20 protein-coding genes and 1 pseudogene are annotated in these 22,830 nt (G+C 72.2%); 9 read left to right on the forward strand and 12 right to left on the reverse strand.

Translation table 11 applies throughout. The features are described from left to right. Positions 1–63: 63 nt before the first annotated feature. The 4 genes from O7620_RS18020 to O7620_RS18035 form a co-directional block, all read right to left on the reverse strand. On the reverse strand, positions 64–552 hold the full coding sequence (locus tag O7620_RS18020; RefSeq protein WP_151487545.1) for a M67 family metallopeptidase: 489 nt from the start codon (positions 550–552) through the stop codon (positions 64–66). 52 nt (positions 553–604) lie between these two features. Beyond that, positions 605–1,099, reverse strand: coding sequence for a DUF2017 domain-containing protein (locus tag O7620_RS18025; protein ID WP_192580082.1), 495 nt, complete (start codon positions 1,097–1,099; stop codon positions 605–607). A 2-nt stretch (positions 1,100–1,101) separates the two neighbouring features. Beyond that, positions 1,102–1,392 (reverse strand): ATP-dependent Clp protease adapter ClpS, encoded by a 291-nt coding sequence (clpS, locus tag O7620_RS18030; protein WP_151487547.1) that lies wholly within the window; start codon positions 1,390–1,392, stop codon positions 1,102–1,104. 148 nt (positions 1,393–1,540) lie between these two features. After that, complete coding sequence (locus O7620_RS18035; RefSeq protein ID WP_278123954.1) at positions 1,541–3,091, reverse strand: hypothetical protein; 1,551 nt, start codon at positions 3,089–3,091, stop codon at positions 1,541–1,543. Positions 3,092–3,289: 198 nt separating this feature from the next. Between O7620_RS18035 and O7620_RS18040 the strand changes: the two genes are divergently transcribed. The 5 genes from O7620_RS18040 (at position 3,290) to O7620_RS18060 (ending at position 9,505) form a co-directional block, all read left to right on the forward strand. Continuing rightward, positions 3,290–5,968 (forward strand): LuxR family transcriptional regulator, encoded by a 2,679-nt coding sequence (locus tag O7620_RS18040; protein WP_278123956.1) that lies wholly within the window; start codon positions 3,290–3,292, stop codon positions 5,966–5,968. Positions 5,969–5,984: 16 nt separating this feature from the next. Further along, positions 5,985–7,271 (forward strand): nicotinate phosphoribosyltransferase, encoded by a 1,287-nt coding sequence (locus O7620_RS18045; RefSeq protein ID WP_278123958.1) that lies wholly within the window; start codon positions 5,985–5,987, stop codon positions 7,269–7,271. 34 nt (positions 7,272–7,305) lie between these two features. Further along, positions 7,306–7,887 (forward strand): isochorismatase family protein, encoded by a 582-nt coding sequence (locus O7620_RS18050; protein WP_278123959.1) that lies wholly within the window; start codon positions 7,306–7,308, stop codon positions 7,885–7,887. A gap of 40 nt (positions 7,888–7,927) precedes the next feature. Continuing rightward, positions 7,928–9,172: an MFS transporter gene (locus O7620_RS18055; protein ID WP_278123960.1), complete on the forward strand. Its 1,245-nt coding sequence runs from the start codon at positions 7,928–7,930 to the stop codon at positions 9,170–9,172. Between the two features lie 102 nt (positions 9,173–9,274). After that, positions 9,275–9,505: a hypothetical protein gene (locus O7620_RS18060; RefSeq protein ID WP_278123962.1), complete on the forward strand. Its 231-nt coding sequence runs from the start codon at positions 9,275–9,277 to the stop codon at positions 9,503–9,505. Between the two features lie 244 nt (positions 9,506–9,749). Here the strand turns inward: O7620_RS18060 and ctaD are convergent, their stop codons facing one another. Both ctaD and O7620_RS18070 read right to left on the reverse strand, forming a co-directional pair. Next, complete coding sequence (gene ctaD / locus O7620_RS18065) at positions 9,750–11,507, reverse strand: cytochrome c oxidase subunit I (RefSeq protein WP_278123963.1); 1,758 nt, start codon at positions 11,505–11,507, stop codon at positions 9,750–9,752. A gap of 130 nt (positions 11,508–11,637) precedes the next feature. Further along, the gene (locus O7620_RS18070) at positions 11,638–12,744 is read right to left on the reverse strand and encodes an FAD-dependent monooxygenase (protein WP_278123964.1); all 1,107 of its coding nucleotides are present in this window, start codon (positions 12,742–12,744) and stop codon (positions 11,638–11,640) included. A 316-nt stretch (positions 12,745–13,060) separates the two neighbouring features. Here O7620_RS18070 and O7620_RS18075 point away from each other — a divergent pair, with 316 nt between their 5' ends. Then, complete coding sequence (locus O7620_RS18075; RefSeq protein ID WP_278123965.1) at positions 13,061–14,185, forward strand: cellulose binding domain-containing protein; 1,125 nt, start codon at positions 13,061–13,063, stop codon at positions 14,183–14,185. A 147-nt stretch (positions 14,186–14,332) separates the two neighbouring features. Here the strand turns inward: O7620_RS18075 and O7620_RS18080 are convergent, their stop codons facing one another. The 3 genes from O7620_RS18080 to O7620_RS18090 form a co-directional block, all read right to left on the reverse strand. Then, positions 14,333–15,298, reverse strand: a complete 966-nt coding sequence (locus O7620_RS18080) for an N-acetylmuramoyl-L-alanine amidase (RefSeq protein ID WP_278123966.1) — start codon at positions 15,296–15,298, stop codon at positions 14,333–14,335. After that, on the reverse strand, positions 15,298–15,450 hold the full coding sequence (locus tag O7620_RS18085) for a hypothetical protein (protein ID WP_192580069.1): 153 nt from the start codon (positions 15,448–15,450) through the stop codon (positions 15,298–15,300). The genes O7620_RS18080 and O7620_RS18085 overlap by 1 nt, the downstream gene beginning before the upstream one ends. A 124-nt stretch (positions 15,451–15,574) precedes the next feature. Beyond that, positions 15,575–16,360: an aldo/keto reductase gene (locus O7620_RS18090; protein ID WP_151487557.1), complete on the reverse strand. Its 786-nt coding sequence runs from the start codon at positions 16,358–16,360 to the stop codon at positions 15,575–15,577. Positions 16,361–16,454: 94 nt separating this feature from the next. Between O7620_RS18090 and O7620_RS18095 the strand changes: the two are divergent. Both O7620_RS18095 and O7620_RS18100 read left to right on the forward strand, forming a co-directional pair. Further along, positions 16,455–16,751, forward strand: a pseudogene (locus tag O7620_RS18095) (ATP-dependent DNA ligase); the annotation flags it as partial. A gap of 14 nt (positions 16,752–16,765) precedes the next feature. Beyond that, entirely contained in the window at positions 16,766–17,956 is a 1,191-nt protein-coding gene (locus O7620_RS18100; protein WP_151487558.1) for a threonine synthase, read from the forward strand. 310 nt (positions 17,957–18,266) lie between these two features. Here the strand turns inward: O7620_RS18100 and O7620_RS18105 are convergent, their stop codons facing one another. The 3 genes from O7620_RS18105 to O7620_RS18115 all read right to left on the reverse strand — a co-directional run bounded on the left by O7620_RS18105 (position 18,267) and on the right by O7620_RS18115 (position 21,656). Beyond that, the gene (locus O7620_RS18105) at positions 18,267–20,066 is read right to left on the reverse strand and encodes a glycoside hydrolase family 15 protein (RefSeq protein ID WP_151487559.1); all 1,800 of its coding nucleotides are present in this window, start codon (positions 20,064–20,066) and stop codon (positions 18,267–18,269) included. Positions 20,067–20,114: 48 nt separating this feature from the next. Next, a complete protein-coding gene (locus tag O7620_RS18110) occupies positions 20,115–20,507 on the reverse strand; it encodes a cupin domain-containing protein (protein WP_151487560.1) in 393 nt (130 codons plus the stop codon). A gap of 261 nt (positions 20,508–20,768) precedes the next feature. Then, positions 20,769–21,656: a sulfotransferase domain-containing protein gene (locus tag O7620_RS18115; protein ID WP_278123968.1), complete on the reverse strand. Its 888-nt coding sequence runs from the start codon at positions 21,654–21,656 to the stop codon at positions 20,769–20,771. Positions 21,657–21,747: 91 nt separating this feature from the next. Between O7620_RS18115 and O7620_RS18120 the strand changes: the two genes are divergently transcribed. Next, positions 21,748–22,830, forward strand: a complete 1,083-nt coding sequence (locus O7620_RS18120; RefSeq protein ID WP_278123970.1) for a hypothetical protein — start codon at positions 21,748–21,750, stop codon at positions 22,828–22,830.

Consider the following 22,830-nt stretch of genomic DNA (forward strand, 5'->3'; position numbering starts at 1 on the left):
GTCGTGCTCCTCGCTCGGATGTGCCTACGGTGACGGGACGAAACGGGTGCGGACGCTGACGGGTCAGCGACCGGAACACTCGTAGTCGACCGTCGCCGGGCTCTGCCCGAACATGTACGACTGGACGGCGTGCGGGTCGACGCCGGCCTCCACGATCCGGACCGGCTCCTCGGTCACCACCCCGTCGACGATCCGGAACGACCGGATCTCCTCCGAGTCCGGCTCGCGGGTCGAGACGAGCAGGTAGTGCGCGCCCGGCTCGCCGGCGAAGGAGACGTCGGTCCGCGACGGGTACGCCTCAGTGGCGGTGTGCGAGTGGTAGATGACCACGGGTTCCTCGTCGCGGTCGTCCATGTCCCGCCAGACGCGCAACTGCTCCATCGAGTCGAACTCGTAGAAGGTCATCGACCGCGCGGCATTGTCCATCGGGATGTGCCGGGTCGGGGTGTCGCTGCCGACGGCACCGGCGACGACGCCGCACGCCTCGTCGGGGTGGTCCCGGCGCGCGTGGGCGACGATCGCGTCGATGATCGACCGGTCGATGCTCAGCACGTCCACCAGCCTAACGCCTGCCGGACAGCGCCTGAAGTGGTGCCGGTCACGCCTAGTCGATCAAGGCGTTGAGCAGCGACTCCTGCAGATAACCGAGGTACGCGTAGACCGACAGCTGGAACACCCGACTGGAACCCGGATCCTCGGTGACCGCGTCGTCCAACTCCTCGCCGAGGTCCGTGCCGTCCTTGATCTCCAGCCGGACACCCATCGCGAGCCGGGCGTCGTTCAACGCCCGCAGCCACGCCTCGGCCGCCTCCGCGTCCAGCCGCACCTCGCCACCGGCGTCGTCGGGCAGCGCGGCCAGGATCGCACCCGCCTGATCGATCTTGGCAGTCTTCAGGTCACCCTCGGTGTAGCGGCGGAACTCGGCCGAGTCGGCCGCGTCCTTCGGGTAGACGGCGGGAAAGAGCCGACCGACCACCGGATCGGTGTGGTCGAAGCCATCGGTCAACAGGCCGACCACCTCGTTGGCCACCTTGCGCAGCACCCGCACCTCGTCGACGGCGAAGGTGGCGACGTAACGGCCGGCCTGGCGACGGAACATGCTCACGAGCGATCCACCGTCGCCCACAGGCCGTACGCGTGCAGCTGCGACGCGTCGTGCTCCATCCGCTCCCGGGCACCCGTGGAGACCACGGCCCGGCCCTTGTGGTGCACGTCCAGCATGAGCTGCTCGGCCCTCTCCCGGCTGTAGCCGAAGAGCTTCTGGAAGACCCAGGTCACGTACGTCATCAGGTTGACCGGGTCGTCCCACACGATCGTCACCCATTGCCGGTCAGCCGCCGGCACGTCGTCAGTGTCCGGCGTCTCGACCGGTGCAACCTGTGGAGCCGCCATGCCCCCCATCGTGCCACCGGTTTCCCGGAACCGAGGAACCGGAACGCCGGGCGAGCGAGGATCGCCCACTCCGGCCGCGCCCGAGCCGCCCCGGACGTCGTCCGACGCGAGGGGCGATGCGAGCCCGGAGGGGGAGGCGACCACGCCGTCAGGCGAGCAGGATGCCGTGGTCGACTGCATCGGAGAGCACCGCGCCCAGCGAGAGGCGGATCACCTCGAACCGCCGGGACACCTCCCGGGACAACCCCAGCTCGACCTCCCGCAACGCCCGCTGCGACCAGGCCCGCGCGGCGTTGTGGTCGTCGTTGCCGGGCGTACGCCACTGCTGCCAGCAGCCACCGGAGAGCGCTACCGCGACCGGCGGGAGCACCTCGTCGCGGGACGCCGTCGGATAGCTGGCGAGCGCGTCGATCGCGTCCGTGCCGGTCAGGTTGGCAACCCCGGCCGTGCTGGTGATCAGGAGCACCCGGTCCAGATCGCGGCCGTTGCGGTGATCGGCGAGGCCGTACTGGATGGCGGTGGCGATCCGGCGGCGTACGCCCTCGGCCGGTGGCGCGCCGAGCACCCGGGCCGTCGCGTCCGCCACGATGCCCCGCACCGCGTGGTCGCACTGCGCGGTGGCCAACAGCGACAGCGCGGCCATCTCCCGGTCCAGGAGATCGGGCAGGCCGGCGCAGCCGACCCCGAAGACGATCTCCTGAACCGCCCGTAGGTGGATGTTGGCCAACTCCAGTGCGAGGTGCTGACGGATCCGCTGCGAGCAGGAGCGGGTCTGCCGGTCGAGCCGCTCGGACCAGTCTCCCGGGTCGGCCACGACGGCCACCCGGTCGTGCTGGCCGGGCAGCACCGGCGGATCGGCGCTCGTGCGGTGCAACCCTTCGTCCGCCGACCAGCCCACCAGCGCCCGGCGCAGGTCGGCCGCGGAGTTGGCGTCCTCGACCGGGAACCAGCGCGCGCCGGCCAACGCCGGCACGGCGGCCAGCAGCGCCGCCCGGTGCGCCGCCACGGTCACCTCGACCGGGGTCACCTCGCCCGGCCGTCCACCGGCGGGCGGGACGGACGCCCCCGCGTCCTCCGTCGTCGCCGCGCCGTCGGCCGCGGGACCCCAACCCGCCGAGCCCGGAGTGACCGCGAAGGTGACCTCGACCGCTGCCGGGGCGACCTCGGCGAGCAGGTTCAGCTCGGCGGCGGTGAACGCCTGGTCCGCCGCGATCACGAAGAGCAGCGCGCCGGCCCGGCCGACCGCGTCCAGCAGCACCCGGGCGCCGGCGACACCGAGCGCGCCCGTGTCGGGTGTGTCGATCAGCGTGAAGTGCCGCAACAGGGGCTCCGACACGCTCAACTCGACCCGTCGGGGCGGACGGGCCAGCGCCGGGCCGGCGGCGTCCCGGTCCGCTCCGTACGAGTAGGGCTGCCGGTAGCCGGGCACGAACGCGGCCCGGGTCGGCACCTTGGCGTGCCGGACCACCAACCAACTGCCCGCCGGGACGGTGAGCATCAGCGGGTCGAGCCCGAGCAGGGAGGCGAGCACGGTACGCCGCTCGGCGCCGGCCGGGCCGACGGCGATCACACCGAGCGGCTCACTGGGAGCGGGGCCGGTCACGCCGATGGGGGTGGGCAGGGGGCCGCAGCTGGGTAGATCGGTGTGGCCGGTCATGTCGTCGGACGAGTCGACCGAGGGGAGAGGGCCCTGCTTCATCGGGTGGCCTCCCATGGCAGGTGACCGGGGAACCCGGTCGCGTGGAAATTCCGGTGACGGTACCCGGATGCCGGAAGAGTACGTGTGCCCTGGTCACCGGGCGGAACACTTCGGATACTCACCGGTAATTGCGAGATTACTCAACTTCGGTGCGTGACGGTACGGGCGCGGACCGGACTCGATGGATATGCTGCGCGAATGAGTCGCTGGAAGTTCGTCGGCCGCACCGACGAGCTCAACCGCCTACTGGCGGCGGTGACCGGCGAGGCCGGGCGTGGGCTCTTCTTCAGCGGCAGCGCCGGCATCGGCAAGAGCCGGCTGCTGCGCGAGGGCATGGCCACGCTGCCCACCGACCGGTACGCGATCTGGTCCATCGCGGCGAGTGCCACCACCGCCGCGCTGCCGTTCGGCGGGCTGGTGCAGGTCCTCCCCGCCGAGCAGCCGCAGGGCCTCTCCCCCGCCGGCATCCTGCGGTGGGCACTGGACGTGCTGCAACAGCAGGCCGCCGGCCGACGGATCGTCCTCGCCATCGACGACGCGCACCTGCTCGACCCGCCGTCCGCGGCACTGGTGCACCTGGTCGCCCGCGCGGAGAACGCCACCGTGGTCGGCACCCTGCGCGACGGCGAGCAGATCCCCCTGCCAATCCGTGCACTGTGGACCGACGACCTGGTCGAGCACGTCGAGCTGACCCCGATGCCGCCGGCGGAGACCGCCGGCCTGCTGGCGGAGATCCTGGGCGGTCCGGTCGACGCCGGCTCCGCCGACCGGCTCGGCCGCCTCTCGGCCGGCAACCCGCTGCTGCTGCGCGAGCTGGTGCACGCCGCCAACGGCAGCGAGGAGCTCAAGCGCACGTACGGGATCTGGAAATGGACCGGGCGGCTGGAGCTGGCACCCAACCTGACCGACCTGATCGACACCCGGGTCGGGCAGCTCACCGACGGCGTCCGCGCCGTCGGTGAACTGGTCGCCTTCGGCGAGCCGCTCGGCCTGCACCTGCTCAACCAGGCCGCCGAGCAGGCGGACGTGGAGATGGCCGAGGAACGCGGCCTGATCACCGTGGTGCAGCACGACCGGCGCACCAACGTCCGGCTGGCCCATCCGCTCTACGGCGAGGTGCTGCGGCGGCGCTGCCCGGTCAGCCGCACCCGCCGACTCCAGGCCCGCCTCGCGGAGTTGCTGGAGCAGGTCGGCAAGCGCCGCCGCGACGACCTCCTGCGGGTGGCCGTCTGGCGCCTGGACTCGGGCACCGCACAGGACCCGGCCCTGCTGGTGGACGCCGCGGTGCAGGCGTTCACCCGCTACGACGTGCCGCTGGCGACCCGGCTGGCCCGCGCCGCGCTGAACGCCGACGGCGGCTCCGACGCGGCCGAGCTGCTGGCCACCATCCTGATGTTCGCCGACCGTCCGGAGGAGGCCATCGACGTCCTCGACGCGGTGACCCCGGAGCCGGGCGACGACCGGCGGCTCTGCCGCTGGCTGACGGTCCGGGGGATGGTCAGCTACTGGGGGCTGAGCCAGGAATCCACGGTGGAGGACATCGCGAGTCGTGCCGAGCAGCTCAGCGACTCGGCCGACCGGGCCCGGGTGCACGCGTTCGAGGCGATCATGCGTCTGCACCGGCTCGACACGACCGCCGCCGTACGCCTCAGCCAGCGGGTACTGGACCGGCCGGCGGCCGGCGTGGCCGCCCGCGAGCTGGCCCGCTCCACCATCGCGTACGTCCAGGCCGCGCAGGGCCAACTGACCCGCAGCGGCGCCGCCATCGCGCAGGTGCACTCCGCCGCGGCCAGTTGGCGCACCGACATGCCGTACCTGCAACTGGCCCTGGAGCTGGCCCGGGGCACCCGGCTCATGCTCACCGGCGACCTGGCCGGGATCGACGCGATCGTGGCCGACGAGTTCGCCGACCTCGCGGGCGCCGGCGACTTCCGGCTCGGCACCGGCTACCTGGCCATCCTCCAGGCGTACGCGGCCCGCCTGCGCGGGCAGAGCGACGCGGCGATGCGGACGTCGTTGGGCGCCTGCGCGGTGCTGGCCACCAGCCGGGTCTACGCCGGACTGGCGCAGGCCGAGCGGGCCCAGTCGGCGGCGCTGCGCGGGGACGCGGCGCAGGCCGCCGCCGCGATGGCCGAGGCGGACCGCACCCACGCGCCGGGCATGGCGGTGCTCTACCCGTGGCTGGAGCAGGCCCGCGGCGCGACGCTCGCCGTGTCCGGCGACCTGCCCGGTGCGGTCAAGCACCTCGGCGACCTGGTGGACCGGCTGCGCGCGGACGACTTCTCCGGGCACGAGGTGCACGTCCTGCACGATCTGGTGCGGCTCGACCAGGCGAGCATGCCGGTCGGACCCACCTGCTCCGACGGCGGCCGGCGTACGGTCGCGCAGCGGCTCGCCGAGTTGTCCGAACGGGTCGACGGGGTGCTGCCGCCACTGCTGGCCCGGCACGCCCGGGCCGCGGCGACCGACTCCGCCACGGATCTGCTGGCGGTCGCCGACGACTACGCCGCACTCGAGTTGACCGTGTACGCCGCCGAGGCCACCGCCCAGGCCGTGCAGCGGCTGCGCCGGCAGCACTCGACCGCGGCGAACGACGCCCGGGAGCGCCTGGCGGGTCTGCTCGGCCGCTGCGACCTGGTCCGTACGCCGGCGCTGTACGCCGGGGTGCCGGTGCTCACCGACCGGGAGTGGGAGGTGGCCCGCCTCGCCGCGCACGGCGCACCCAGCCGGGCCATCGCCGAGCGGCTCTACCTCTCGGCACGCACGGTGGAAAACCACCTCCAGCGGATCTACACCAAGTTGGGCGTGACCGGCCGGGCCGAGCTGTGGGCGGCGCTGCGGTCGATCCCGGGCCACGAGGGCGGCGCGGCGGGCTGAACCTTAGGCTGGGGCGGTGAGCACCCTCCGCCCCGCGCTGCTGACCGACCACTACGAGCTGACCATGGTCAGCGCGGCACTGAAGGACGGCACCGCCGACCGCCGCTGCGTCTTCGAGGTCTTCACCCGTCGACTGCCGTCCGGCCGCCGCTACGGCGTGGTCGCCGGCACGGCCCGGCTGATCGAGCTGATCCGTGACTTCCGGTTCGACGAGGCGGAGATCGACTTCCTGCGCCGGACCGGGGTGGTCGACGAGACGGCGGCGGCCTGGCTCGCCGACTACCGCTTCACCGGCGACATCGACGGGTACGCCGAGGGTGAGCTGTTCTTCCCCGGCTCGCCGATCCTCACCGTCTCCGGCGGCTTCGCCGAGTGCGTGGTGCTGGAGACGCTGGCGCTGTCGGTGCTCAACCACGACAGCGCGGTGGCGGCCGCGGCAGCCCGGATGGTGACCGCGGCGCGTGGTCGGGCGCTGATCGAGATGGGGTCGCGTCGGGCGCACGAGGAGTCCGCGGTGGCCGCGGCGCGGGCCGCGTACCTGGCCGGGTTCCGGTTCACCTCCAACCTCGCCGCGGGCGCGCGCTACGGCATCCCCACGGCGGGTACGGCGGCGCACGCGTTCACGCTGCTGCACGACGACGAGCGGGCCGCCTTCGCGTCGCAGGTGGCCACGCTGGGCAAGGACACCACGCTGCTGGTCGACACGTACGACATCAGCCAGGGCATCCGCAACGCGATCGCGGTGGCCGGGCCGGAGCTGCGGGCGGTCCGCATCGACTCGGGTGACCTGGCGGTCATCGCCCAGCAGTCCCGGGAGTTGCTGGACTCGCTGGGCGCCACCGAGACCAAGATCATCGTCTCGGGTGACCTCGACGAGTACTCGATCGCCGCGCTGGCCGCCGAACCGGTCGACATGTACGGCGCCGGTACGGCCGTCGTCACCGGCTCCGGGGCACCGACAGCCGGGCTGGTCTACAAGCTCGTCGAGGTCGACGGCCGGCCCGTGGTGAAGCGGTCCGAACACAAGGCGACCATCGGCGGCCGGAAGGTGGCCGTCCGCCGGCACAAGCCGACCGGCACCGCCACCGACGAGATCATCGTTCCGCAGGGCGTGCCGGACCGGCAGCCCAACGACCGGATGCTCCAGCGCTCGTACGTGGTCGACGGCGAGCCGATGGCCCTGCCGACCCTCGACCAGTCACGGGAGCACCTGCGGGAGTGCCTGATCTCCATCCCGTGGGAGGGGTTGAAGCTCTCCGCCGGCGACCCGGCCGTGCCGGTCACCGTCGTACCTGCCAGCTGAGCCGACCGCCGGCCCGACCTGAGAGGGAGACCCGATGGCCAACGCGCTGATCATCGTGGACGTGCAGAACGACTTCTGCGAGGGCGGCTCACTGGCCGTCGCGGGCGGCGCCGGGGTGGCCGCCGGCATCTCCCGTCTGCTCGCCGCCGAGCCGGACCGGTGGGCGCACGTGGTCGCCACCAAGGACTATCACGTCGACCCGGGCGCGCACTTCGGCGATCCGCCGGACTTCGTGGAGTCCTGGCCCCGGCACTGCGTGGTCGGCACCACCGGGTCGGAGTTCCACCCCGACCTGGACACCGGCCGGGTCGAGGCGATCTTTCACAAGGGCGAGCACGCGGCGGCGTACTCCGGGTTCGAGGGGCACGCCGACGACGGCGAGTGCCTGGCCGACTGGCTGCGCCGCCACGACGTGGACCGGGTCGACCTGGTCGGCATCGCGACCGACCACTGCGTCCGGGCGACCGCGCTGGACGCCGCCCGGGAGGGCTTCGCGACCACCGTGCTGCTCGAGCTGACCGCCGCCGTCGCCCCGGAGACCACCGACGTGGCCCTGCGGGCGATGGAGGGCGCGGGGGTGACGATGCACGGGGATCCTGTGATCAGGGCCGCATGAGGCGGTAATTCGTTGGTCATCGGGCCGTCGCCGGTCGAAGATGTCGCCGGAGGTACGGACCGACGTGAACATGAAGCCTTACCGGACAGCGCTCGCCCTGCCCGGCCTGCGGTCGCTGCTGCTGGTCGCCGTCCTCGCCCGCATCCCGCTCACCGCGACCGGGGTGACGCTGACCTTCCACGTGGTGCTCGACCTCGACCGCGGCTACGGCGCGGCGGGTCTGGTCGGCGCGGCCATCACGGTGGGCGCGGCGATCGGTGGTCCGCTGCTCGGTCGCCTGGTGGACCGGCGTGGTCTGCGGCCGGTCCTGGTGCTCACCGGGATCGCCGAGGCGGTGTTCTGGTCCACTGCGCCCGCACTGCCGTACGCCCTGCTGCTGCCGGCCGCCTTCGTGGCCGGCTCGTTGGCCCTGCCGATCTTCACGGTGGTCCGCCAGTCGATCGCCGCGCTGGTCCCGGAGGACCAGCGACGGCCGGCGTACGCGTTGGACTCGATGTCGGTCGAGCTGTCCTTCATGATCGGCCCGGCGCTGGCCGTGGCCCTGGTCACCGCGATCTCCGCTCAGACCACCATGTATCTGGTCGGCGGCGGCATCGTCGCCGCCGGAATCGCGCTGTGGCTGGTCAATCCCCCGATCCGGGAGGCTGCCGAGACCCCCGGGCCGCAGCGTCGGGTGCCCCGCCGCGAGTGGCTGACGCCCCGGCTGTTCGCCGTGCTGGCGCTCAGCACCGCCGCCACCCTGGTGCTCGGCGGCACCGACGTCGCGGTGGTCGCCGTACTGCGGGCCAGTGGTGAGGTCAGCTGGACCGGCGCGGTGCTGGCCATCTGGGCGGTCGCGTCGCTGGTCGGCGGCTTCGCCTACGGGGCTGTGCACCGCTCGTTCTCCCCGCTGGCGCTGACCGCGGCGCTCGCCCTGTGCACCATCCCGGTCGGGCTGGGCGGCGCGCACTGGTGGCTGCTCTGCCTGGCTCTGCTCCCGGCCGGGGCGCTCTGCGCGCCGACCATCGCGGCCTCCTCCGACGCCGTCAGCCGGCTCGTCCCGGCCGAGGTACGCGGTGAGGCGATGGGCCTACACGGCTCCGCGGTCACCGTCGGCATCGCGGTCGGCGCTCCACTCGCCGGCGCGGTGATCGACGCCAGCGCGCCGCTGTGGGGTTTCGTGGTGACCGGTGCGCTCGGCGCGCTGGTCACCCTCGTGGTGCTGCCGATCGAGCTCCGTCGCCGCCGCAACGACGCCGATCTGCCCGCGCCCGTCGAGGCGGACCTGGCCACGGCAACCCGCTGAGGGTGCGGTAAGCCGCACACCGGAATGCGGCACGCCGTTGGCGCCCCGACCGCAGCGAACCGACCGACGCGGCGCCGCCCCAGCGGTGGAGTGCCGGCCCAGGTGCGGATCGGCACCGGCACCGTCGTCGACCTCGGCGGCGTCGGCGGCGGCGTCGTCGACGGCGGCAGCGGCAGCGGCAGCGGCGGCAGCGGCATCGGCGGCGGTGGTGGCGGTGGTGGCGGTGGCGGCGGTGGCAGCGGCGGTGGCGGCTCGCACGCGATGAACCTGATGCCTGTGAGTCATATTGATGACTCACAGGCATCAGGTATATCGCTGGTCGGTGCCCCATAACCCGGGATATCGCGAGGCCGCGTGGCCGGGCCGCCCTCCAAAGCCAGGCCGCGAGGCCGGGCCGCCCCCCAAAGCCAGGCCGCCAGCGAGGCCGGGCCGCGAGGCCGAAGTCAGGCCGAAGACAGGCAGGCCGAGGACAGGCAGGCCGAACAGGCAGGCCGAGGACGGGCGGGCCGGACATGGCGACGGGCGCCGCTCCCGGTGGTCCCGGGGGCGGCGCCCGTTGTACGGCTCAGCCGGTGCGTCAGTGCCGGTCGACGTCGCTGGCGGTGTCCTCGTTGTAGCTGGCCCCACCGTCCGACTCGCTGGTGAGCGGCTTGGCGCCACCCTCCGGCGGGCCGGCCACGCTCTGGCCGGCGGCCAGCTCGGGGAACTTCGCGTCGAACGCCGGCCGCTCGGAGCGGATCCGGGGCATCCGGTCGAAGTTGCGCAGCGGCGGCGGGCTGCTGGTCGCCCACTCCAGCGAGTTGCCGTGACCCCAGGGGTCGTTCACCTCGACCACGGGGCCGGTCTTGTACGACTTCCAGCAGTTGTAGATGAACGGCAGCGTGGAGATACCGGTGATGAACGCGCCGATCGTGGAGATCGTGTTCAGCGTGGTGAAGCCGTCGCTGGGCAGGTAGTCGGCGTACCGGCGGGGCATGCCCTCGTTGCCCAGCCAGTGCTGCACCAGGAACGTGGTGTGGAAGCCGATCATGGTGAGCCAGAAGTGCACCTTGCCCAGGCGCTCGTCGAGCATCCGGCCGAACATCTTCGGGAACCAGAAGTAGATGCCGGCGAACACGGCGAACACGATCGTGCCGAAGAGCACGTAGTGGAAGTGCGCCACCACGAAGTACGAGTCCGACACGTGGAAGTCGATCGGCGGGCTGGCCAGCAGCACACCGGTGAGACCACCGAAGAGGAAGGTGACCAGGAAGCCGACCGCCCAGAGCATGGGCGTCTCGAAGCTGATCTGGCCCCGCCACATGGTGCCGATCCAGTTGAAGAACTTCATACCGGTCGGCACGGCGATCAGGTAGCTCAGGAAGCTGAAGAACGGCAGCAGCACCTGGCCGGTGGCGAACATGTGGTGCGCCCAGACGCTCATGGAGAGCGCGGCGATCGCGACGGTCGCGGCGACCAGACCCTTGTAGCCGAAGATCGGCTTGCGGGAGAAGACCGGGATGACCTCGCTGATGATGCCGAAGAACGGCAGCGCGACGATGTACACCTCGGGGTGCCCGAAGAACCAGAACAGGTGCTGCCAGAGCATCGGCCCACCGGTCGCGGGGTCGTACACGTGCGCGCCGAGGATGCGGTCCGCGGCGAGCGCGAACAGCGCGGCGGCCAGCAGCGGGAAGACCAGGATCACCAGCAGGCTGGTGACCAGGATGTTCCACGTGAAGATCGGCATCCGGAACATGGTCATGCCGGGCGCGCGCAGCGTGAGCACCGTGGTGATCATGTTCACCGCCCCGAGGATGGTGCCCAGACCGGAGATGGCCAGACCCATGATCCACATGTTGGCGCCGACGCCGGGCGAGTGCTCGACGCTGCTCAGCGGCGCGTACGCGAACCAGCCGAAGTCAGCGGCGCCACCCGGGGTGATGAAACCGGCGGTCGCCATCGTGCCGCCGAACAGGTACAGCCAGTAGGCGAAGCTGTTCAGTCGGGGGAAGGAGACGTCGGGCGCGCCGATCTGAATCGGCACGATGTAGTTCGCGAAGGCGAACACGATCGGCGTCGCGAAGAACAGCAACATGATCGTGCCGTGCATCGTGAAGAGCTGGTTGTACTGCTCGGGCGACAGGAACTGCAGCCCGGGTCGGGCCAGCTCAGCCCGCATGACCAGGGCCATCAGGCCACCGATCATGAAGAACACGAACGCGGTGACCATGTACATGATCCCGATTTGCTTCGCGTCCGTGGTACGCAGCAGCCGCGCGATGGCCGACCCCTTGACCGGCTCCCGGACCGGCCAGGGCCGGGTCACGACCGGCTTGGGTGCGACGGTGGTCACGAGTGGCCTCCGGTTCTCGGTTGTCCCGCTCGGCACACGCTGGTTATCGGCGGGCCGTCATCCGCAAGGAGGATAGTCCCCGGCAGGTCGCAGCGCCGCGTGGGGTGGCGTGACACGATCTACTACGGGCCTACAGCGGGCCGAGCAGCAGCCGGTAGTGCTCCCCGAAGATCCGGCCGCCGCGCCCGCGCAGCAACGGGTCGCGCAGCGCCGGCGGCACGTCCCTGGTCCGGTTGCGGTCGCGGGTCCGGTCGGCCACCCATCGGGTACGCGGACGGCGACGACTCTCGTACGCCACCAGGGCCGCGTCCACGCTGGTGGCGGCGCGCAGCGACTCGGCCAGCACCACGGCGTCCTCCAGCGCCATCGCCGCGCCCTGGGACAGCGTGGGCGCGGTGGCGTGCGCGGCGTCGCCGATGAGCAGCACCCTCCCCCGATGCCAGCGGCCCAGTTCCACCTCGTCGGTGATCCCGACGTGCACCGCGTCGAGCCCCGCCAGCACCTCGGGCACCGGGCCCCGGTAGTTGGCGAAGAGTTCACGCAGCCGGGCGAGGGGGTCGGTGGGCGCCTCAGTGCCGGCCTCGTCGGCGTAGCAGTGCAGCCGGCCGCCGCCGATCGGCACCATGAGGAACCCGGAGCGCTGCCCGAGCAGCGCGGTCCACTCAGTGACCGGCGGGCCGTCGCGCAGCACGGCCCGGTAGACCACCTGCCCGACCGGCCGGGGTGGCCCGCCGAGCGCGGCCAGGGCACGGACCGAGGAGCGCGGACCGTCGGCGCCGATGACCAGGTCGTACTCACCGGTGGTGCCGTCGGTGAAGGTGACGCCGACGGCGCCCGGCAGCAGGTCCAGGGTGCGGACCTCGGCGCCGTGGCGGACGGCGCCGCCGGCGCCGCTGAGCAGCACGCGGTGCAGGTCGGCCCGGGGCAGCGCCCGGCACTCGCCGACGTCGGCCCACAGGGCGTCGAGGTCGACCTCGCAGAGCGGCGCGCCGGCGGCGTCGAAGAACCGTTGCCGGCGGATCACCTGCCCGAGCGGGCGGACCGGATCGTGCAGGTCCAGCCGGTGCAGCGCGCGGGCGGCGTTGCCCGGCAGGTAGAGGCCGGCCTCGGTGGACTCCCCCGGTGGCAGCTTGTCGGTGACGTCCGGCCGGAAGCCCGCCAGGTGCAGGGCCCGGGCGACGGCCAGGCCGGCGATGCCCGCGCCGACGACGAGAATGCGCAGGGGGGAGCCACCCATGGTGGTGTACGCCTCCGGAGGGGGAGCGGCACGCGTTGGAGGCAACACGCTACTCGGAGCAATCGGTGCACACCAGGGTCGATCGGCCCGCCCGGCGACGCTCGCCGGCGGCTCGCGTCGCTTAGCTGGCCGTACGGCGAGAGCCGTCCGGAGGGGCCGTGGGAATCGTCACAATTCACCAGTTTGACGCGTACGGTTGCGCAGCAGTTTCAGGCATGTAAATGTGTCGTTGAGCGTGGGAGCGCTCCCGCATCTGCCCCGAACCCATGCCCCGACCCGTCCGGCGCTCGGGCACGCGCCGCAGTCAAGGAGTGTCATGAAACGTAAGATTCGGGCCCTGGCCGCCGCCGGGCTGCTGGTCGCCAGCTCGCTGGTCGCCGTCGCCCTCGGCGGCAACGCCTCCGCCGACACCCAGATCTGCGAACAGTACGGCTCGGCCGTGATCCAGGGCCGGTACGTCGTGCAGAACAACCGCTGGGGCACCACGGCCCAGCAGTGCATCAACGTCACCAGCAACGGCTTCGAGATCACCACCCTGAACGGCAGCAGCCCGACCAACGGCGCACCCACCGCGTACCCCTCGGTGTTCTTCGGTTGTCACTACACCAACTGCTCCCCCGGCACGAACCTGCCGATCCAGGTGTCCCAGATCAGCAGCGCCACCAGCAGCATCAGCTACCGGTACGTCAGCGGCGCCACCTACAACGCGTCGTACGACATCTGGCTGGACCCGTCACCCAAGCGGGACGGGGTGAACCAGATGGAGATCATGATCTGGCTCAACCGGCAGGGCCCGATCCAGCCCATCGGCTCGGTCGTCGGCACCACCAACCTGGCCGGCCGGACGTGGGAGGTCTGGCGGGGCAGCAACGGCTCCAACAATGTCATCTCCTACGTCGCGCCGTCGGCGATCTCCAGCCTGAACTTCAGCGTGCTGGACTTCATCAACGACGTCCGCAACCGGGGCGCGATCACCAACTCGTGGTACCTGACCAGCATCCAGGCCGGCTTCGAGCCCTGGCAGGGTGGCGTCGGCCTCGCGGTGACGTCGTTCTCGGCCACCGTCAACGGTGGCGGCAACCCGACCACGCCGCCGCCGACCACGCCGCCGCCGGGCGGTGGCGCTAGCTGCGCGGTGAAGTACACGGCGAACTCGTGGAACAACGGCTTCACCGCCGACGTGCAGATCACCAACACCGGCTCCAGCGCGATCAACGGGTGGACGATGACCTACAGCCTGCCCGGCGGGCAGGCGGTCACCAACGCGTGGAACGCCACGGTGAGCCAGAGCGGCTCCGGGGTGACCGCCCGAAACGTGGGTCACAACGGGTCCATCGCACCCGGCGGCACGACCAGCTTCGGCTACCAGGGCACGCTGAGCGGGTCGTACTCGTCCCCGACCAGCTTCACGCTGAACGGGGCAACCTGCTCCCGCACCTGAGCTGTCGTGGGGGCGTGACCATTCGGTCGCGCCCCCACCACTCAGGAGGTCCACTCGGGTTCCTTGAAGTCGGGGCATCCCCGCGATGGGGATACCCCGAGTTCAGGGAACCCAAGTCGATCAAGCCGGGACGGGCGCCGTCGGGGGTCAGACGCGGGTGAGGCGTACGGCGTCGGCGATGACCAGGCCCGACGCGTTGCTCCAGCGGCTCACCGCGACCCGGTTGGCGTCCCCGGCCGGCAGGGTGAAGGTGCCGAGGACGCGCCACTGCCCGCCGGTCACCCGCTGGTCCACGTACACCGTCTTGTTGCCCGTGGTGGTGGCGACGATGTACGGGGTGGCGCTGTTGTAGCCGCTGTTCGTCGGCCACCACGCCTCGACGCGGTAGTTGCCGGTCGCCGGGACGTTGAACCGATACCAGGCGGGGTCGCTCGCGGCGATCGGGTCGGCGTACCGGTAGTCGGCGCCGTAGCGCTGGCTGGAGAACGTCGACACGCCCCAGTTGGCGCTGGCGGTGAACCGTCCGGAGGTGGTGTTGTCGACCGTGGACGACCACGCGGTGCCGCCGCCGGCCATCTTCGCCGCGACGTCGGCGCGCATCACGTTCAGATCGATGAAGGACGGGTCGATCTTGCCGGTGGTGCTGGTCTCCCGGTGGCCCCGGGCGTAGCTGCTGTCCCGGCCGAGCCGGGTGAGCACGGCGGCGGTGGCGGCGATCGACGCGTTGTACTGCGCGGCGGTCATCTCCTGGTTGACGCCGTTGTAGTCGATCTCCCACCCGATCATGAGGGTGTTGCCGTCCCCGGAGGGGATCGGTCCGCTGCCGCCGCTGACTCCGGCGTGGTTGCAGCGGCCGGCGGAGATGACGTGGAAGACGCCGTTGTAGTCGACGAGCGCCTGGCAGAGCGGGCCGGGCAGGTCGGAGCGGCCGTTGATGCAGATGCCGAGCGCCGGGTGCGGGTTGCTGGCGCTGGAGGTCGAGGCGGTGTGGTGCCAGAGCACCCCGATCGGGTCGAAGGAGCCGGGGCGCATCCGGTTGAGCCAGTCCCCCTCGACCACGACCTGGACGCCGGCGGCGCGCAGCACGTCCACGAGCCATCCAATCGTGGCCATCAGGACTCCCCGAGCAGGTCGGCCAGGCACTCGGCCTTCGGGGCGGCGTTCGCCGGGGTGGGTCGGACGACGGTGGTCAGCGCGGCGGCCACCAGGGCAGGGATGGCGAGCACCCCGCGGCGGCGCAGACGGATGTGTGGTGACCGGGCCATGGCGATCCTCCAGCTACGGCGGGTTCACGTATCGACGTACGTGATGACGGGCAGGCTATACCGTCACGAGCGTCGATGTCGATACCCTTCACTGTCGAGACACAAGCTGAAGGAAACCGCCGGGTCAGACCTCGCCGAGCGCGTCGATGTCGCGCATCTCCTCCGCCGTCAGCGAGAAGTGGAAGACGTCGAAGTTGGCGGTGATCCGCTCCGGGGTCACCGACTTCGGGATCACCACGATCTCGTGGTCGATGTGCCAGCGCAGCACCACCTGCGCCGGGGACACGCCGTGCGCGCCGGCGATCCGGGTCAGCACCGGATCGCTCAGGTCGCTGGTCTTGAACGGGCTGTACCCCTCCAGCACCACGCCCCGATCCCGGTGTTCGGCGTGCCGCTGCCGGTCGTACAGCGACGGGCTCCACCGGATCTGGTTGACCGCCGGGTTCTCCTCGGTCGACTGGATCAGCTCGTCGATCTCCGGGGTGCTGTAGTTGCTCACCCCGACCGCCCGGGTCAGGTTCTCGTCCCGGGCGGCCAGCAGCTCCCGCCACATCGGGATGCTGTCCGTGGCGGACGGCGGCCAGTGGATCAGCCAGAGGTCCACCTGGTCGACGCCGAGCGCCTCCAGGCTGGCCTCCAACGTCTGGCGCTCGCGGCCCACCCGGTCCGGCGGGAGCTTCGTGGTGATGAAGACGTCCTCGCGGCGCAGCCCGCTCTCCCGCACCGCCCGGCCGACCTCTCGCTCGTTGCCATACATGGTGGCGGTGTCGAGGTGCCGGTAGCCGGTGTCGAGCGCGGCCAGTACGGCGTCGTAGCCGGCCTGGCCGGTGGCCTGCCAGGTGCCGAAGCCGAGCAGGGGCATCCGCACCTCACCGGGGAGCAGGACGCTGGGCTGGTCGGAGATGTCCATGACGTCCGTTGTACCCCGCCGCACCCCCGGCCGCCGAGCGAACCGGACACTCCGGCCTCCAGCGGTACGGTTTGCCGGAGCATGCGGATGTGACCGACCGGCCGGAGGCGGCCGGGTTCCGGCCGGCGCGGCGTTCCTGATCGTCGACCTGCTCTGGCTGGAGGGCGTGAGCAGCGTCGACGTGCCGTACGCGCAACGCCGTGAGCTGCTCGATGGGCTGGCGTTGACCGGTACGCACTGGCAGACTCCGCCGTGGTTTCCCGGTGCCGGCGACGAGGCTCTGCGCACCGGGCGGGAGCAGGGGCTGCCCGGTGTGGTCGCCAAGCGACTGGACTCGGTCTACGAGCCGGGCCGGCGCAGCCGACGGTGGTTGAGCATCGACGCGGTCTGACGGCGAGGAGCGACGTGTACCTGACCCATCTGGACTGCCCGCGCTGCGGCAAGGAGTACGCCGCCGACGAGTTGCACAACCTCTGCGGGTGCGGCTCGCCGCTGCTGGCCCGCTACGACCTGCCGGAGGTGGCGAAGGCGGTCGCCCCGGAGCGCTTCGGACTGCGTCCGGCCGACCTGTGGCGCTACCGGGAGCTGCTGCCGGTCGCCGACCCGCGGCACGTGACCACGCTGGGCGAGGGTTGGACGCCGCTGCTGCGCGCCCCGGCGTACGGCGCCGAGATCGGCATCGCCGACCTGATGGTCAAGGACGAGGGGTTGATCCCGACCGGCTCGTTCAAGGCACGCGGCGCGGCGGTCGGGGTGAGCCGGGCCCGTGAGCTGGGCGTCGAGCGGATCGCGATGCCCACCAACGGCAACGCCGGGTCGGCCTGGGCGACGTACGCGGCACGCGCCGGAATGGGCGCGACCATCGTCATGCCGCTGGAGGCGCCGAGCATCTGCCGGCGCGAGTGCGTGGCCGCCGGGGCCGACCTGCGTCTGGTCGACGGGCTGATCAGCGACGCCGGCCGGCGGGTGGCCGAGCTGATCGCGGAGTCCGGCGGGGCGATCTTCGACGCCGGCACGCTGCGCGAGCCCTACCGGCTGGAGGGCAAGAAGACGATGGGGTACGAGATCGTCGAGCAGCTCGGCTGGCAGGTGCCCGACGTGATCATCTACCCGACCGGCGGCGGCGTCGGCCTGATCGGCATCCACAAGGCGCTGCACGAGCTGCGTGAGCTGGGCTGGGTCGGCGACAAGCTGCCCCGGTTGGTGGCGGTGCAGTCGACCGGCTGCGCGCCGATCGTGCGGGCGTTCGCCGCCGGGGAGGACCGGGCACAGCCGTGGGTGGACGCACACACCGTGGCGTTCGGCATCACCGTGCCGGCGCCGCTGGGCGACGAGCTGATCCTGGCCGCGCTGCGGGAGTCCTCCGGCACGGCGGTCGCCGTCGACGACGCGGACATCCTGGCCGACCTGCGGGACTTCGCCGCCCGGGAAGGGCTGCTGCTCTGCCCGGAGGGTGCGGCCTGCCTGACCGCGGCACGGCAGCTGCGTGCCGGGGGCTGGATCCGGGCCGGTGAACGGGTGGTGGTGCTCAACACCGGCGCCGGGCTGAAGTATCCGGACACGGTCGACGTGTCCGGCGTACCCCTGATGGTGTGAGGAGTCGGCACCCCGCGGACCGGGCGGTCCGCGGGGTGCCGTCCTGCCGGGTCTACTGGTAGGTGATGTCCGAGGGCGAGTACAGGCAGTTCACGCCGTCGGCGCCCTCGCCGATCTCGGTGGGCTCGCTGCCCTTCGGTACGCCCTTGTACTTGACGCAGATCGAGGTCTCCCGGTCCGGGTCGCCGACGATGGTGATCCGGCTGAACCGGGCGGTGTCACCCCAGTTGGTGTTGATGCCGGCGATCGCGCAACCATCAGCGTCAATGCCTGCCGCTTGCAGGTCTGTTGCAGGATTACGGCCGGCGAATCAGTAGCTCTGCGGCTCGGTCAACCGCCAGGCCGCGTTGATCAGCCCGATGTGCGACAGCGCCTGCGGGGTGTTGCCGAGCTGCGCCCCGGTGGTCAGGTCGATCTGCTCGCTGAACACGCCCACGTCGTTGGAATATCCGGCCACCCGCTCGAACAGCTCCTCGGCCCGCCGCTGCTCACCCGCCATCACCAGGCACTCCACCAGCCAGAACGAACACAGCAGGAAGCCGGCCGGGTCGGTCGCCCAGCGCCGGACCAGTCCGTCGTCCGTGCCCAGCTCCCGCTCCACCATCGCGATGGTCGACCGCATCCGCGGGTCGGAGGCCGGCAGGAAACGCGCCACCGGCAGCACCAGCGCCGAGGCGTCCAACTCCGGCGACCCGAACGCTCCGGTGAACGCCCCGATCCGCTCGTTCCACCCCTCGCGCAGCACGGCCTCGCGGATCTCGTCCCGCACCCCGGCCCAGCGACGCGGGTCGGCCCGCTCACCGAGCCGGCTGGCGAGCCCCACCGCCCGGTCCATCGTCAGCCAGCAGGACACCTTGGACGACAGGTAGTGCCGCTCCTCGTCCCGGGTCTCCCACATCCCCCGGTCCGGCAGGTGCCACGTCGCGGCCACCTGCTCGGTCAGTCCGAGCACCATCTCCCGCAACTCGTCCTCGAACGTCGCGCCGAGGTAGTCGCGCAGCCGCCACACCGCCGATATCACCTCACCCGGCACGTCGAGCTGCCGTTGCCGCCAGGCGTCGTTGCCGATCCGGACCGGCCGGCTGTCGCGATATCCGCGCAGGTGGTGGAAGTGGTGCTCGGTCAGATCACGCTCGCCCTCCACCCCGAACAGCACCGGCACCGCCTCGTCACCGAACCGGCCGATCGAGCGGGCCGCCCAGCCGAACAGACGTGACGCCTCGTCGGGGCAGGCCGCCACCCACAGGGCGCGCATGGTGAGCGAGAAGTCCCGCAGCCAGGAGTAGCGGTAGTCGTAGTTGCGGTCGCCGCCGATCTGCTCCGGCAACGAGGTCGTCAGCGCCGCCACCACCGCGCCGCTGCGGGCGTACGTGAGGCCGGTCAGGATCGTGGCGCTGTGCCGGACCAGTTCCGGATACCGCCCCGGGTACGTGTGCGACTCCCGGTACGCCTCCCACGCCCGCGTCGTCTCGGCGAGCGCGGCCAGCGGATCCATCCGGGCGGGCGGGTCGCCGTACGTCTTGCTGGACGCCACGTCGATCCCGACCACCTGGCCGGCGGACACCTCGAACTCGTGGGTCACCCGGTCGCGATCGGCCCGCAGCGCCAGGCCCTCGGCACGCAGCACCAGCAGCGCGGGGCCGGCGGCGGCCAGCACCCCGCCGCCCGGCTGCTCGTGCAGGTACGGCGTGAGCAGGCCGTACTCCGGGCGGGGCGCGAAATCCAACACCATCCGGACCCGCCCGGACAGCCCCTCGACCACCCGGATCAGCACGGCGGGCGAATTCCTGCCCAGCTCGTGGGCGCGGGCACCGATCTCGGCGGCCAGGGCGTCGGTCACCGCCACACTGCCGTGCGGCGTGTGGTGCACCGTCCGCAACACGAGCGTGTCCGGCCGGTACGCGCGCTCCACCCGGTACCCCGGCCCGCCGACGCCGACCGGGGCCACCTGGAAGTGCCCGGCGTGCGGGTCGAGCAGCCGACCGAACACGGACGCGCCGTCGAAGCGATCCGGGCACCACCAGTCGATCGAGCCGTCCACGCCGACCAGCGCGCCGGAACGGGAATCCGAAAGGAACCCGTAGTCGGAAATCGCCGGTTGCCGCCGCATCCGCCGTGGGTACCCGGATCGGCCCCGATCAGGCCGACGCCACCAGCGTCACTCGGTCGGCGGCTCGTCCTCTCCGGCGGCCTCGGCCGCGTCTGCCTCCTCCTTGGTGTGGTGGACGGCCTGGTCGGCGTGCTCCGGCGGGCCGTACACGGTGTACAGCACCAGGGGGTTGGGGCCGGTGTTGACGAAGTTGTGCTTCGTGCCGGAAGGCACCACGACCAGGTCGCCCGAGACGACATCCCGCTTCTCACCGGCGACGCGGGCCTCACCCGTGCCGCTGACGAACGTCAGGATCTGGTCGATCCCCTCGTGCACCTCCTCGCCGATCTCCCCGCCCGGCGGGATGGTCATGATGACCAGCTGGGTGTGCTCCCCGGTCCACAGCACCCGCCGGAAGTCGGGACTCTTCTCGGCGACGGTCGCGATCGTGAAATGCTCCATGCCGCGCTCATACCCCGTTCGACGGCCCACCACGCCGGGACTCGCGAATGGCGGAATTCGCCACGCCCGGCAGGTTTGGATCCCCACCGACCGGGGATCGTGACGTTGACCGGCGCGAGCGGCCGGTCGAGCCAGGTCCCCGCCGGCGTACCGCCGAACGGCTGCGGTGGTGGGAGACGGCCAGAGCGCGGCGACGTTCCGACCACGGTCGAAGCGGCGCCGTGCGCTCGTCCACGCACCACCTCAGCGGGCGGCGCAGTCTCAGCGGTGCAGCCAGGCGAGCAGGTCGGGTGCGGCCAGGGCCGTCGTCCGCCGCTGGTAGCGGGCCAGGCCGGACGCGTCGAGCAGGTCGCGGCCCTGCCCCGAGCCCCCCCGCCGGAAGAACGCCCGGCGGTCGCGCAGCACTCCGTGGCCGTCCGGGGCCAGTTGGTCGGCGCGCTCCCGCATCCGGCCGAACGTGGCCGCCTCGACCAGCTCCGGCCAGCGCTCGGCGGGGACTTCCAGGCCCCACCGTCCGGCGAGCCGGCGCATCTCGCCCTCCAGATCGGCCAGCAGGTCGTCGTAGTGCACCAGCGCGACGTTCGACTCGTGCCGGCGGGCCCAGGCGTCGCTCAGATGCCACAGCACCCCGGGCAGCGAGTCCAAGTCGGTGCGCGGGTCCGCCTCCCGGTCGACCCAGCTCGCCAGCCACTGCTCGACCGGCCGACGCGGCGCCGGCGGCCCGGCGGGTACGGGCTGACCGGTCAGCTCGGCCACCCGCGCCCGGTCCAGGTTGCCGGCCTGGTGGTAGAGGGAGACCGCCATGTCCAGCGGGTGCCGGGCCACCACCACGTAGTGCACCCGGGGGTCGAGGGGTACGCCGTCCAGCGGGGTGTGCGTCTTGATGATCCGCCGGTGCGGCTGCGCGGCCAGCCGGCGGTACACCACGTCCCGTGGCTCGACCAGCCAGTCCAGCCAGGGTGACAGTTCGGTCAGCGGCGCCGGCAACTCCGTGGTGCCCCGCACCAGCAGCGCGCAGATCATCTGCATCCAGGTGGTGCCGCTCTTGGACCGGGTGCTGATCACGATGTCGCCGGCCCGGAACGGGAAGCCGATCCACCGGCCGCTGTCCTCGTCCTCGGATCGGTAGCGGCGGGGTGGCGTGCGCATCGGGCGAGCGTAGTCGCCGACCCGACAGCCGGGCACCCGGATTCCACCTCGACGACCTGGGAGACATGCATTTACCTGGCTAGATTGAAGTATGGTGCCCGCCCACGAAAGCCGCGCGGCGGGACCGGTCTACCGTCCCATCCTCGCCGGCCGGCGCGGAGAGCTGGAGGCACTGAACCACCTCGACCCGGCCGCAGTCCCGCTGCTCGCCCCGATCCTGGAGGTCGGTGCGGCGGTCCGATCCACAATCGACACCCTGCGCCGGCTGCCCGTCGGGCTGTTGCCGGCCGTCGACGTCACCGCCCTGGCCGACGGCCCGGACACGGAGTTGGTGCGCTGGGGCGTACCGCTGGTGCCGGTGCTGGGGCTCGCGGAGAGCGACCGCCGGCTGGTCGCGCACGGCGCGGCGGCGCGGGCGTACGGCCGGCGTGCGCTGATCCGGCTGCGAGCCGGCCAGGACCGGGCCGGGCCGGACGCGAGCACCGCCTCCGTGGAGCGGATCTGGCGGCTCACCGGGTTGGCGCCGGAGGAGTGCGACCTGCTGGTGGACGCGGGAGACGTGTGCTGCCGGGCGGACGTACGCCTCGCCGAGGCCCGGGTACGCCGGCTGTTGGAGTGGGCACGCCGGCACGCCTGGCGATCGGTGACGGTGGCTGCGGGCGGGATGCCGCCGACGCTGTCCCGCCTGCCCACCGACGAGCCGGTCCGGCTGGACCGCTGGGACTGGCAGCTCTGGCAGCGGCTGACCGACACCGGGGTCGGTTACGGCGACTACGGCGTCGGGCCGGCCGTGCCGGGCACCGGCGAGGCCGGCGACCGGCTGCCCACCGTTCGGTACACGGCCGACGGCGACTGGTGGGTCTACCGCTGGTCACGCCGGGGCGGGCGGGGGGACGGGCGGTTCGCCGACCTGTGCCGCACCCTGGTGTCGGCGCCGCACTGGCCGAGCGCCGGCGCGGCCTTCTCCTGGGGCGACCACGAGTTGCTACGTCGGGCCCGGCGCGGAGCCGGCGCCGGATCGGCCGCCAACTGGGCGGCGTGGAGCACGTCGCATCATCTGGCGCACGTGCTGACCGCCCTGCTGCGCCCGGTCGGTGACACCGGATTCCGGCACCGACCGGATTCGCCGCAGCGAGGTCGGCCGCACGGCGGAGCGACCCGCCGGACTGGCTGA

This window comes from Micromonospora sp. WMMD710, from assembly GCF_029626045.1.
GTDB lineage: Bacteria > Actinomycetota > Actinomycetes > Mycobacteriales > Micromonosporaceae > Micromonospora.

Excerpts from the sequence above, each read along its gene's own strand:
- O7620_RS18075 (WP_278123965.1), top strand. The coding sequence starts at position 13,061 with ATGAAACGTAAGATTCGGGCCCTGGCCGCCGCCGGGCTGCTGGTCGCC.
- O7620_RS18070 (WP_278123964.1), bottom strand. The coding sequence starts at position 12,744 with ATGGGTGGCTCCCCCCTGCGCATTCTCGTCGTCGGCGCGGGCATCGCC.
- O7620_RS18110 (WP_151487560.1), bottom strand. The coding sequence starts at position 20,507 with ATGGAGCATTTCACGATCGCGACCGTCGCCGAGAAGAGTCCCGACTTC.
- O7620_RS18120 (WP_278123970.1), top strand. The coding sequence starts at position 21,748 with ATGGTGCCCGCCCACGAAAGCCGCGCGGCGGGACCGGTCTACCGTCCC.
- O7620_RS18085 (WP_192580069.1), bottom strand. The coding sequence starts at position 15,450 with ATGGCCCGGTCACCACACATCCGTCTGCGCCGCCGCGGGGTGCTCGCC.
- O7620_RS18040 (WP_278123956.1), top strand. The coding sequence starts at position 3,290 with ATGAGTCGCTGGAAGTTCGTCGGCCGCACCGACGAGCTCAACCGCCTA.
- O7620_RS18050 (WP_278123959.1), top strand. The coding sequence starts at position 7,306 with ATGGCCAACGCGCTGATCATCGTGGACGTGCAGAACGACTTCTGCGAG.
- O7620_RS18025 (WP_192580082.1), bottom strand. The coding sequence starts at position 1,099 with ATGTTCCGTCGCCAGGCCGGCCGTTACGTCGCCACCTTCGCCGTCGAC.
- O7620_RS18055 (WP_278123960.1), top strand. The coding sequence starts at position 7,928 with ATGTCGCCGGAGGTACGGACCGACGTGAACATGAAGCCTTACCGGACA.
- O7620_RS18035 (WP_278123954.1), bottom strand. The coding sequence starts at position 3,091 with ATGAAGCAGGGCCCTCTCCCCTCGGTCGACTCGTCCGACGACATGACC.
- O7620_RS18090 (WP_151487557.1), bottom strand. The coding sequence starts at position 16,360 with ATGGACATCTCCGACCAGCCCAGCGTCCTGCTCCCCGGTGAGGTGCGG.
- O7620_RS18105 (WP_151487559.1), bottom strand. The coding sequence starts at position 20,066 with ATGCGGCGGCAACCGGCGATTTCCGACTACGGGTTCCTTTCGGATTCC.
- clpS (WP_151487547.1), bottom strand. The coding sequence starts at position 1,392 with ATGGCGGCTCCACAGGTTGCACCGGTCGAGACGCCGGACACTGACGAC.
- O7620_RS18080 (WP_278123966.1), bottom strand. The coding sequence starts at position 15,298 with ATGGCCACGATTGGATGGCTCGTGGACGTGCTGCGCGCCGCCGGCGTC.
- O7620_RS18115 (WP_278123968.1), bottom strand. The coding sequence starts at position 21,656 with ATGCGCACGCCACCCCGCCGCTACCGATCCGAGGACGAGGACAGCGGC.